10 protein-coding genes are annotated in these 10,673 nt (G+C 66.0%); 3 read left to right on the forward strand and 7 right to left on the reverse strand.

All coding sequences use genetic code 11. The annotated features are described in order from the left end of the window. Positions 1-2: 2 nt before the first annotated feature. The 3 genes from OVA06_RS07650 to OVA06_RS07660 form a co-directional block, all read right to left on the reverse strand. The gene (locus tag OVA06_RS07650; RefSeq protein ID WP_268157397.1) at positions 3-695 is read right to left on the reverse strand and encodes a histidine phosphatase family protein; all 693 of its coding nucleotides are present in this window, start codon (positions 693-695) and stop codon (positions 3-5) included. Positions 696-742: 47 nt separating this feature from the next. Next, positions 743-2,449 carry a peptidoglycan D,D-transpeptidase FtsI family protein gene (locus tag OVA06_RS07655; RefSeq protein WP_268160693.1) on the reverse strand — a complete coding sequence of 569 codons (1,707 nt, stop codon included), beginning with the start codon at positions 2,447-2,449 and terminating at the stop codon, positions 743-745. Positions 2,450-2,612: 163 nt separating this feature from the next. Beyond that, positions 2,613-3,644 carry an NADPH:quinone reductase gene (locus OVA06_RS07660; RefSeq protein WP_268157399.1) on the reverse strand — a complete coding sequence of 344 codons (1,032 nt, stop codon included), beginning with the start codon at positions 3,642-3,644 and terminating at the stop codon, positions 2,613-2,615. A gap of 260 nt (positions 3,645-3,904) precedes the next feature. On the opposite strand from OVA06_RS07660, the gene OVA06_RS07665 reads away from it, so the two are divergent. Beyond that, positions 3,905-5,458, forward strand: coding sequence for a flotillin family protein (locus OVA06_RS07665; protein ID WP_268157401.1), 1,554 nt, complete (start codon positions 3,905-3,907; stop codon positions 5,456-5,458). Positions 5,459-5,533: 75 nt separating this feature from the next. On the opposite strand, the gene OVA06_RS07670 is transcribed toward OVA06_RS07665, so the two are convergent. Then, on the reverse strand, positions 5,534-6,589 hold the full coding sequence (locus tag OVA06_RS07670; RefSeq protein ID WP_268157403.1) for a zinc-dependent alcohol dehydrogenase family protein: 1,056 nt from the start codon (positions 6,587-6,589) through the stop codon (positions 5,534-5,536). Positions 6,590-6,917: 328 nt separating this feature from the next. On the opposite strand from OVA06_RS07670, the gene OVA06_RS07675 reads away from it, so the two are divergent. Further along, complete coding sequence (locus OVA06_RS07675; RefSeq protein ID WP_268157405.1) at positions 6,918-8,408, forward strand: DUF5129 domain-containing protein; 1,491 nt, start codon at positions 6,918-6,920, stop codon at positions 8,406-8,408. Between the two features lie 196 nt (positions 8,409-8,604). Here the strand turns inward: OVA06_RS07675 and OVA06_RS07680 are convergent, their stop codons facing one another. The 3 genes from OVA06_RS07680 to OVA06_RS07690 all read right to left on the reverse strand — a co-directional run bounded on the left by OVA06_RS07680 (position 8,605) and on the right by OVA06_RS07690 (position 10,048). Further along, positions 8,605-9,105, reverse strand: coding sequence for a GyrI-like domain-containing protein (locus tag OVA06_RS07680; RefSeq protein WP_268157408.1), 501 nt, complete (start codon positions 9,103-9,105; stop codon positions 8,605-8,607). Positions 9,106-9,191: 86 nt separating this feature from the next. Beyond that, positions 9,192-9,539, reverse strand: coding sequence for a DUF5655 domain-containing protein (locus OVA06_RS07685; RefSeq protein WP_268157410.1), 348 nt, complete (start codon positions 9,537-9,539; stop codon positions 9,192-9,194). Positions 9,540-9,577: 38 nt separating this feature from the next. Continuing rightward, positions 9,578-10,048, reverse strand: coding sequence for a pyridoxamine 5'-phosphate oxidase family protein (locus OVA06_RS07690; protein WP_261619136.1), 471 nt, complete (start codon positions 10,046-10,048; stop codon positions 9,578-9,580). A 135-nt stretch (positions 10,049-10,183) separates the two neighbouring features. Here OVA06_RS07690 and OVA06_RS07695 point away from each other — a divergent pair, with 135 nt between their 5' ends. Next, positions 10,184-10,654: a pyridoxamine 5'-phosphate oxidase family protein gene (locus OVA06_RS07695; RefSeq protein WP_268157412.1), complete on the forward strand. Its 471-nt coding sequence runs from the start codon at positions 10,184-10,186 to the stop codon at positions 10,652-10,654. Positions 10,655-10,673: the final 19 nt, after the last annotated feature.

Raw genomic sequence — 10,673 nt, forward strand, 5'->3', positions numbered from 1 at the left:
GCCTAGATGGCAGCCTGTCCCGCGCCGCCGCCCACCGGCGCATCGCCGGATGCGATGCCGTGTGCGAGCCACGAAAGATCCCCTGCGTCAGTGTTGGTGGCGTAGACGCTCGGCCGGGCCCGGCCGTAATGCACTATCGAGATGGAGGCTGGACCCACGTTGATGCGCTGGAAGAGGTCCAGATGCATGCCGAGCGCGTCGGCCAGGATTGACTTGATGACGTCGCCGTGGCTGACTGCCACCCACACTGCTCCCGGACCGTGGCCGGCTTCGAAGGCAGCGTCGTGGCGCCGGATTGCTGCCACTGACCGCGCCTGCATCCCAGCCATTGATTCACCGCCCGGGAAGACAACAGTGGACGGTTGTGACTGCACCGCACCCCACAGGTCTTCGGTGGCGAGGTCACTGAGTTTGCGGCCCTGCCACTGCCCGTAATCACATTCTGTGAGGTCGGCTTCGACGGGGGCGGCAGGACTTCCTGCCTGCCGGTCAATGATGAACCGGGCGGTTTCGCGGCAGCGTTCGAGGGGACTGGAGACCACGCCCGCCAGGGGCAGCACGGCAAGGCGGTCTCCGGCAAAAGCCGCCTGCTCAAGTCCGGTCTGGTCCAAGCCCACGCCGTCAGCCCTGCCAGCCAGGATCCCGGACGCATTGGCTGTGGTGCGGCCGTGCCGCACGAGGATTACTGTTGCCATCCACCCAGCCTAACCAGACCGGCGCGCCCAACCCGGCGGCGCGTGCCTCAGAACTTTTGGGGCAGACTGACGGACGGCGTCCGGGACGGGGCGACGTCGAACCTGCTGAGGACCCTGGTCATGATGTTGTTGAAGACCGGCGCGGTGGAAATTCCGTAGATGTTTCCGGCTGGCCGCTGGACGTTGACCATGACGACGTACTGCGGGTCATCCATCGGTGCCATGCCAACGAACGAAGCGGTGTAGCCGTCCAGGCCCTTGCCTGAATCGGCCACCGCTTCGGCGGTGCCGGTCTTGCCGCCTACCCGGTATCCGGGGACCTTGATGTCTTTGGCGCCGCCGGCGGTGACGACACTCTCAAGGATGTCGCGTGTTTGCCTTGCCGTGGACTCGCTGACGGCCCTGCTGCCGGGGTCCGCTTCTACCGGGTGTTCGGTGCCGTCCGGGTCGAGGTAGGACTCGATCAGCTGCGGTTTGAGCAGGACGCCGTCGTTGGCGAGCGCCTGGAACGCCATGGTGGTCTGCAGGGGAGTCTGCGATACGCCCTGGCCGAAGAGCACGGCGAATTCCTGCCTGCCGTCCCATTGGTCCGGCTTGGCCAGCAGCCCCGCGGATTCGCCCGGGAGGGGGATTCCGGTGCTGGAGCCGACGCCGAACTTTCGAAGGTAGTCATAACGCTGTTCCCGGCTCAGGTCCTGGCCCACCATGACGGTGCCCGTATTCATGGAGGAACCGATGACGCCCGCGAAAGTCCGCTGCTCGGTGCCGTGCTCGAACGAGTCCTTGAAGAACTGCCCGTTCACCGTGTACCCGGACGGGATGACCAGGCGCGAGCCGGGACTGACGAGCCCTTCCTCGATGGCTGCCGCTGCGGTGATGGCCTTCTCCGTTGACCCGGGCTCAATGGCAGCCTGCACGGAACGCGCCCCGCGGTCCTCCGGTGCCGTGGCGCCGGGGTCGTTCGGGTCCACGGAATTGGTTTCCGCCATGGCCCGTATCTTGCCGGTCTTGGCTTCGACGACGATCAGGTTCGCCCAGTCGGCGTTGAGTTTGCCGGCCTGGGCTTCCAGCGCTTCTTGCGCCGCGTACTGCAGATCGGTGTCGATGGTGAGCTTGACCGACTGGCCGTTCGTGGCCGGGACCACCTCCAGCGGAGCGGTGGGGATGATGATCCCGTCCGCACCGGTCTGGTAGGTCCGTTCCCCGTCACGGCCCGTCAGTTGTTCGTCCAGGGTCAGTTCGAGGCCCGCGGCGCCGCCTTGGTCATTGGTGAATCCAACAATGCTGCCGGCCACCGCCCCTTGCGGGTACGCGCGCTTTTTGACCGGTCTCGACTCCACTCCCGGAACGCCCAGGTCCACGACTGCACGCTCGACGCCGGGGTCCACGGCTTTGGCCAGGAAGGTGAACAGGGCGTCGCCGGTCATGAGCTCACGGACTTCGGGCTCAGGTATCTCCAAGAGGTTGGCGAGTTCCTGGAGGCCCTGGTCGCGGCTAACCGTCCGGACGGTTCCGGAATCGTCTACCTGGCGGAAAGTGTCCGTCGTGCTGTTCACCTTCGGTGTGCCCACGATGTCGTAGCGGACGGTGCTCTGGGCCAGGACGGTGCCGTTCATGTCCAGGATTGCGCCGCGTTCGGAGGCGAGCGCGGATACCTGGGTCCGCCGGTCTGCGGCCTTGGACGCATAACTCTCTGGATCAAATCCCTGGACCACGAACACCCGGCCGGCCACCACCAGGAGCAGCGCCACCATGAAGCAGAATCCCAGGCGGACGCGGGCGGTGGATCGCGGGCTGGACACGTCATGGATTCGCACCCGTCCACGTTAGCCGCGGCCCCCGTACGGGGGTGCCCGGCGGCCCGGCGTGGCCGTGAATGTGAGATTTGGCACGCCGGGCGTGTGCGGAACCGTCCCCTTAGGGGAGCGGTGCGACGTCGATGAGCACCTTTCCGGTGGTCCCTTGTTCGACGGCGTCGTGCGCCGCTGCGGTTTCCGTTAGCGGGAAACGGGTCAGCGGCAGCCCATGGTTCTCACCGACGCGAAGCGCGCCATCCGCGAGCGCCTCGGCTACCGACTCCACCGCGTGTTCCTTCTGCCCGTCAGTGACGGTATAGGTCAGGATGAACTGGTACCGGATGTTCTTGCCCATGCTTTCCCGGACGGGGACGGTTACCGATTCCCCTGGGTTCGCTGCATAGATGGCGATGGTTCCGCCGGGCTTGAGGATCTGGACGTCGGACTCCAGGTTGGCGGGTGCGTTGACGTCCACGATGGTGTCCACGCCCTCCGGGACTGCGGCTTTGACGGCGGCAACAACATCTTCGGTGCGGTAGTTGAGGACCTGGTGCGCCCCTGCGAGGCGGGCGAGGCCGGCCTTCCGGTCGTCGCTGACGGTGGTGATGACGGTGGCTCCGGCCCAACGGGCCAGCTGGATTGCGGCGTGGCTGACGGCTCCTGCGCCGCCAGTGACGAGGACGGTCTGCCCGGTCAACGAACCGGGGGAGAGCCGGTCAGGCCCGTGTTCACTGGAGGTCAAGGCCCTGTGTGCGGTCAGGGCGGGTATGCCCAGGGAGGCCCCGGTATCAAAGGACTCATCATCGGGAAGGGCAACCGCTTTCATCGACGGGACAACGGCATACTCCTGGGCCGTACCTTCGTCGCCGCCCCAGGCCACGTCCCACAGCCAGACGCGGTCGCCGGCGCTGAACCCCGAAACCCCGGGGCCGATGGCATCGACAATGCCCGCGCCGTCCTGGTTCGGCACCTTTGGCGCCTTGAGCTTCGTGCTGCCCTGCCCGCTGCCGGCGCGGGACTTCCAGTCCGTGGGATTGACCCCGGAAACAGCCAGCCGGACGCGGACCTCGCCGGGACCCGGATCGCTCGTTGCTTTGTCCTGCAGTTGCAATACCGACGACGCACCGGTCTCTTCGTACACGATCGCTTTCACTTGTTCTCCCATGCCTCGACGAAGACTGGCCCTGACGTACAGCACCAACCTACCGAACGGCGGCACCTGCTGGTCCTGGTACGTCCGCTGGTTCTCCTCCTTAGTCCCCCTCCGTTGCGTACCCAGCCAGCCGGCGTCGTACGTCCTGGCCGCCAACCGTGACGCGCAGGCTCAACCGGCCGCCACACCGGCAGGATTCCCGCCCCAGGCTTTGGCACGTAAAGTGACTGGAGAAATTCAACATGTAAATAAGGGGAGAAATGATTATTGGGGGAACCATGGTGATCGTTTTGATCGCCGGAGCAGCAGTGGTGCTGCTGCTCATCGCGGGATTCATTTTCTACACCAAGAGCATCCGGTTCGCGAAGCCCAACGAGGCGATGCTGATTACCGGCAAGAGCGATCCGAACACAACGAACGAAACTTCCGACGACCAGTCCAGGGTCATCATCAACAACAGGGCGTTCGTCAATCCCATCACCGAGCGGGTCAGCCACATCTCGCTGTCATCACGCCAGGTTGAGGTCACCATCGAGGCGATTTCCAACAACGGCATCCAGCTCAAGCTGACAGGTGTTGCGCAGGTCAAGGTCGGGGGCGATAAGGTCTCGGTCCGCAAGGCCGCCCAGCGGTTCCTGGACCAGCAGGACGCCATTGACCACTACACGCAGGAGACGCTGTCCGGCTCACTGCGCTCCATTGTGGGCACACTGAGCGTTGACGCGATCATCAAGGACCGCGCGCAGTTCGCGGCCTCGGTCAAGGAGGAGGCCGAGCACTCCATGACCAACCAGGGCCTGGTGATCGACACGTTCCAGATCAAGTCCGTGGACGATACCGGCGGTTACCTGAAGAACCTGGGGCGCCCCGAAGCTGCGCTGGTGGCCCGTAACGCGAGCATCGCCGAGGCCAATTCGCAGCGCGAGGCCGCCGAGGCGAAAGCCCTTGCGGACCAGAAGACGGCTGAGGCGGAGCAGAAGCTGGCGCTCCGCCGCGCTGAACTCAAGCAGGAAACCGATGCCCGCCAGGCTGAGGCCGATGCTGCCGGCCCGCTGGCCCAGGCTGACCAGCAGGAAGCGATCATCCTGAAGAACCAGCAGGTGGTGGCACGCCAGGCGGAACTCCGTGAGAAGGAACTCGACATCGAGGTCCGCAAGCCCGCCGACGCCGCCAAGTACAAGGTGGAAACCGAAGCTGCAGCGGATCTGTCCCGCCGTACCCGGATCTCCGAAGCCACCAAGGTAGAGGCAGCCGCCGAGCTGGAGACCCGGAAACTGCGGGCCGCCGGCAACGAGGTGGAAGCCCAGGCGCTGGCTGCCGCCAACACCGCCAAGGGCAACGCGGAAACGGAGATCAACAAGATCCGCGGCCTGGCCGAGGCGGAAGTCACCAAGTCACAGGGTATCGCCGAAGCAGATGTCATTGGGCTGCGGGGCAAGGCCGAGGCCGAGGCCATCGAAGCGCAGGCCAAGGCGTACAGCGAGTTCAACGAGGCAGCCATCCTGAACAAGCTGCTGGAAGTCCTGCCGTCCATCGCCAAGGAAATCGCGGCCCCGATGGGTGCCATCAGCAACATGACAGTCATTTCGAACGACGGCGCCGGGCAGGTGAGCAGGAACGTCTCCTCAGGTGTCCACGAAACGGCGCAGCTCCTCAAGGACACCACCGGATTTGACGTCATCCAGATGCTGAAGGGCTTTGGCCAGCCGGCGGCAACCGCCGGGACGCCCACTCCGGCCACAACACCCGTTGGTACAGCCGGCAACGGCAAGTCGCCGGGCCAGGCCACCCCGCAGGGACCCGGGCAGGATTAAGCACCGCCATCCAGGAAACGCCGCGGACCGGTCCCACGGTCCGCGGCGTTTCCTGCGTGTCCTATCCGGCGGCCTTCAACGCGTGATGACCACCTTCAGGGCCTGTGTCTCGGCCGCCCGGCTGAACGTGTCGTATGCGTCCATGAACTGGTCGAAGCCGAAGTGGTGGGTGGCGAATTTCTCCGCAGGCAGCTTCTTCTGGGCCACCAGGCGCAGGAGCATGGGGGTGGTGTTGGCATTGACGAGGCCCATGCTGACATTGATGTTCTGGATCCACAGCCGTTCCAGGTGCAGCTCCACCGGCTTGCCGTGCACGCCCACGTTGGCCACGTTGCCGCCCGGGCGGACAATCTCGGTGCACATGTCGAACGTGGCGGGAATGCCAACGGCCTCGATGGCCACGTCCACGCCCAGGCCGTCCGTGTGCGAGAGCACCTGGCTCTTCCAATCAGCGTCGGAGGACACCACCACCTGCGTTGCACCAAAGCCGCGGGATAGCTCCAGCCGGTTCCGGTCCAGGTCCACAGCGATGATGCCGGCGGCCCCGTAGAGCCCGGCGGTGGCAATCGCGGCCAAACCTACAGGCCCTGCCCCCACCACTGCCACAGTATCGCCAGGCTTCACCCGGCCGTACTGGACACCAATTTCGAAGCCCGTAGGAAAAATGTCCGAGAGCATGACCGCCTGCTCATCGCTGACGCCATCCGGCAGCAGGTGCAGCGAATTCTCCGCATACGGCACCCGGACGTACTCCGCCTGCGTCCCGTCAATCAGGTGGCCGAAAATCCAGCCGATGCCCGGGGCGCCCTCATCACCGAGGCAGTGCGAATACAGGCCGGTCTTGCAGTTGGCGCAGTGGCCGCAGGATTTGATGCAGGAGATGATCACCCGGTCCCCGGGCTTGAGGCTGGTGACGGATGATCCAACTTCCGTGATGGTGCCGACGCCTTCGTGCCCAAGGATCCGCCCCTCCTGCACGGCGGGCACGTCACCTTTGAGGATGTGGAGGTCCGTCCCGCAGATCGTGGTGGTGTCCACCCTGACAATCGCGTCGCCGGGGTTCCGGATGGCAGGATCCGGTACATCCGTCCAGGACTTCTTCCCGGGGCCGCCGTAAACAAGCGCTTTCATCTCTGGTCCTTGCTGTTGGGGTGCGTCCCCGGATCGGGTGTTGGTGCGCCGATACGCGACCGCTCCGCGCCGCGCCCTTCCTTGTCTGCGGAACGGGACGCGTCACCGGCCTTAAGCATGGAAGACCGGTTCTTCCGCGGAAAGGGTCTTAGGACCCGGGCTTCCGGACCGTATCCCGGCCCTGTGACGCTGCGGGACCAAGGACCCTGGACGCGGAGGATGGATCCGGGCGACGCTTGAACCCAGCGCCCGGAAGTTCTGTTCCCGCTGGTCAGGAGTGTTGCCCGCTGATACGAATGGACCAGGACAACTTCGATGGGGGTCACGGATGCCGCTGACAGTAAACGACACTTCCCGGCGCCGGGAAACGGTGCCCAGGTTGGCAGGGCTGCTGCTGTTCCTGGCCGCGCTGATGCTTGGCACTGGAGCCCCGGCGCTCGCGGTTCCGCCGTCATCCGTGGTGGTTGAGGACACCGCCGGAGTGCTTGACCGGAACACCCTGGTCCCGGCTGTTGAAGCGATGGACTTCCACGAGCCCACTACGGTTGCGGTCTACACCTACAACGGGCGGGCCGAAGACAACCTCAACGAGGAAGTGCTGCGGTTCGCCCGCGCCGAGCGTCCAGAATGGATCAGCGCAGACGGGCAGAAGTGGGCGGACGGGCTGTTAATTTTTGCCCTGGACCCCGTGGGCCGCCACGTGGGGACGTACATGGGTGAAGACCGCAAGGTCTCGCTCGAGCAGCGAAGCGACATCCAGGACGCCACCAAGGAACTGTTCCGTGATGCCCAGTGGACGGATGGCACCATCGCCGGGGTACGGCGTGCCGCGCAGCTGATCAACCAGCCGTGGTACCAGTCGGCTGCCTTCCTGGTCACGGCCTGGGTCAGCGGCGGGATCGCCGCCCTCGGCGCCGGCGCCTGGCTGATTGTCCGCACCGTGACCAGGTCCGCCAGCCGGAAGGAGATTGAGCGCGGCGACCGGAGCTACGCCAGCGTCAGCATGGACCTGGACGTCACGGAGCTCAACGCCGGCACCATCCCGGAATCCTCCCGCTACGGCAGCCAGGTCCTGGAAAAGCACCGCACCTTCCTGAACCGGTACACCGCCGCCACCGATCTTTCCAACAGGGTGCACGCGCTCAGCCAACGCTCGCTGGGCCGCCGCGGGAACCTGAAAATCACCCGCGAATACGCCGATGCGGCCACCGAACTCGATGCACTCGATGACGTCATCGCGGACACTAACGCCTTCCTCAACCGGGCCGCCACCTGGCCCGCCGCCTGGGACCGCCAGCTCGCGCCCTTCCGCGAAGACCTGTCCGGGCTGGAACGGCTGCTGACCAAACACCATGGCCAGGGGGACTCGGCCACCGCCGCGGCGCTGCGATCCTTCCGGGACCACAGCCTGCGCGACATAGAGCGGTGGACCGCGGAACTGGCCGAGGAACGGATCACCCCCGAAACTGCGCTGGACCGCCTCAACGAAGCACGCAGCAGGCTGGCCGGGCTCCTGGAGGATCATGCCGCAACGGTGATAGCCGGCTTCGCGAAGAACGAACGCGAAGCCAAACTCATGCGCCAACAGATGGAGACGGCCCAGGACGGCCTGGGGCGCAGCCGCCGCCGGACGTATGAGCCCAGCATCCTGGGGACCGTCTACCCGTCCTACCACTTCTTCAACGTCGCGGCCTTCAGTTCGGGGCTCAACACCGGCGTCAACAGTGTCAGCTCCGCGCGGGGCGGCGGCGGAAGCACCACCGGGTACGGAAGCAGCGGCGGCAGCTTCTCCGGTTCCGGAAGTTCTTCCAGTTTCTGAGGCCCGGCAGGCGCCGCCAGGGGAGATGCGTTCCGCACGCGATCTGCCGCGGCCCGGCGCAGTACGACGCCGGAGGGCGGGGGCCGCTCCTGGCCCTCCCGCGGGTGTGCGGTGCTGACGAACAATGCTCTCCACTCGCGGCCGGTGCCTGCGGCGCGCTTGTTCACGGAAGCTGACGTGATGCGGGCCATGGGAACTAGCCGGTGCGGGCGGCAACAGGCCAAATGACTCTGGTCTGCCACGTGGCCGGGTCCGGTTCCTTCTCCGGGTTGCTGAGGTAGTACTCCCACATGCTGTCTGCCGGTGTGAGCCCGTCTGCCCGCATCTGCTGCTGGATCGCCCCGTATGTTTGCTGGAGGGTGTCGTAGGGGCCGGTGTGGATCGCTTCCAGGGCATCGGCCTCCGGCAGCGTTCCGGCCTGGACGCCATCGGCGGTGGTGAACGTGCCGGTGATCGGGAAACCGGCCTCCACGTCCACAGTTTCGCCGGGCATGCCGTGGTATCGCGCGAAAGGCGGCCCGGCCGGGGTGGCCCCCTGCCGCTGCGCTGCCGCCATGACGCTGCCGAAGGCCCGGCCGAAGAAGTCCGGGAGCGCATCCATGCGGACGTGTTCACGGACGACGGCGACCGGCTGCTCTGCGAGGTGCACTTTCCGGGGCGGCAGGCCGGCGTCGCCGTTGGTGCTGGAGCTGTTCATGGCACCATGGTGCCGCGCGCCCTGCCGGGCCCGGCAGGGCCTTAGGCCCCTAAAGCGGGGCGCATGGGCCGGACAGGCGCAGGGACCTACGCCGCAAAGTCGTAGGCCTGGCGCATCCACCCGGCTACCGCGGCGTCCACCTGGCTGGCGTCCGTTATTTCAATGTGGTGCATCCAGATCGAGGGTGAGGGATGGGCTATTTCCTTGAACCGCGGGGACGCAGACTCAAAAGGGAGCGCCAGTGAAAGGACCACGGCAACCGCGGACCTCAGGTACATGCCGGGCAGCCACAGGTAGGCAAAACCGCGCCGCCGCCGGAACGCGACCTGGCTTTTGGAGGCACGTACCTCGACGTCGCCGAAGGATGAGGCGATGCGGCTGACTTCCCCGTACACCGCGAGGGCATCAGGCGAGCCGGCGAAGAACCGCTCCACAGTCCACGGACCGCATCCCGGCTCCGGGCGGTGCGCGGCTATTCGAACCCTGCCCGGGTGGCGTCGTCCAGCGTCGTCCGCCAGGTCCCTGTTGCGGACAGGGTGAACTTCCTGCCGGTCACCGACTGGGGAACGATGCGGATCAGGTGCTCCTGGCCCACACCCTGCCAGGGGAACAGCCCGCGGCGGGTGTCATTGAGCGCAGTTCCCGAGGCATCGTCCTGGACTGCTTTGCCCTTGACCACAACACTCCATGCCAGCCCGAACTCGCCGCTCACGCTGTCAGCTTCGAGGGCAACCAGCGAGTTCGCTTCCATGGCGTCGAGTTTGGTTCCGCTGCCGGTGCGGAACAGCAGGCCGCCGCCGTCGGGCCTGAAGCTCACCGGGAAGACGTCCGGCTGGCCATCAACCACCACGGCCAGGCGTCCAACACTCGTGTTTTCCAGCAACCGCCAGCACTCGTCGGTATCGAGGACTTCAGCTTCGGGCACCATGTTCTTATCGGTCATGTGCAGATCCTAGAAGCCCTGCCGGGGTACCAACAGGGCCCAAAGACCGTATGGTGCCGGTGCACCCCGGCAGCACACCGCGCCCGGGCCGTAATGCCCTAGTGCAGCTGCGCCGCGGCCACTACGTTCGGCTGTATGCACAACAGTTCAGCGGCTCCGGAGATGGAGGTGCTCAGCGCCGATGCCTGCTGGGACCTCCTGCGCGAAGTGTCAGTGGGACACCTGGCGGTCCTGGTGGACAGGCATCCTGAAATCTTCCCGGTCAACTACAAAGTGGACAACGGGGCCCTGGTGTTCCGCACCGGCGAAGGAACAAAACTGGCCGCCCTGGCCGGGGACGCCGCCGTCGCCCTCGAAGCTGACGGCACCGGAGGCGAACCGCGGCGGGCATGGAGCGTGGAGGTCAAGGGCCGCGCCGTGGTCCTGGAACCGTCCCCGGACCTGATGAAGGGCGTGGGGCTTGTTTTGTTTCCGTGGCAGGCGGGACCCAAAGACCACTTTGTACGGATCGTCCCCAGGTCCGTGACCGGCAGGCGGTTCGTGGTTACTTCCCCGCTGACGTGGTGGAACCACCTGGACGATGCCCCGCGGGCGGACCTTGCCTAAGGGACAGCCGTCCCCGCCG

The organism is Pseudarthrobacter sp. SL88, from assembly GCF_026672455.1.
Classification (GTDB): Bacteria; Actinomycetota; Actinomycetes; order Actinomycetales; family Micrococcaceae; genus Arthrobacter.

Bases quoted from the DNA above. Each gene is read 5' to 3' on its own strand.
- OVA06_RS07650 (WP_268157397.1), bottom strand. From the start codon at position 695: ATGGCAACAGTAATCCTCGTGCGGCACGGCCGCACCACAGCCAATGCG.
- OVA06_RS07655 (WP_268160693.1), bottom strand. From the start codon at position 2,449: ATGGTGGCGCTGCTCCTGGTGGTGGCCGGCCGGGTGTTCGTGGTCCAG.
- OVA06_RS07665 (WP_268157401.1), top strand. From the start codon at position 3,905: ATGATTATTGGGGGAACCATGGTGATCGTTTTGATCGCCGGAGCAGCA.
- OVA06_RS07670 (WP_268157403.1), bottom strand. From the start codon at position 6,589: ATGAAAGCGCTTGTTTACGGCGGCCCCGGGAAGAAGTCCTGGACGGAT.
- OVA06_RS07675 (WP_268157405.1), top strand. From the start codon at position 6,918: ATGCCGCTGACAGTAAACGACACTTCCCGGCGCCGGGAAACGGTGCCC.
- OVA06_RS07680 (WP_268157408.1), bottom strand. From the start codon at position 9,105: ATGAACAGCTCCAGCACCAACGGCGACGCCGGCCTGCCGCCCCGGAAA.
- OVA06_RS07690 (WP_261619136.1), bottom strand. From the start codon at position 10,048: ATGACCGATAAGAACATGGTGCCCGAAGCTGAAGTCCTCGATACCGAC.
- OVA06_RS07695 (WP_268157412.1), top strand. From the start codon at position 10,184: ATGCACAACAGTTCAGCGGCTCCGGAGATGGAGGTGCTCAGCGCCGAT.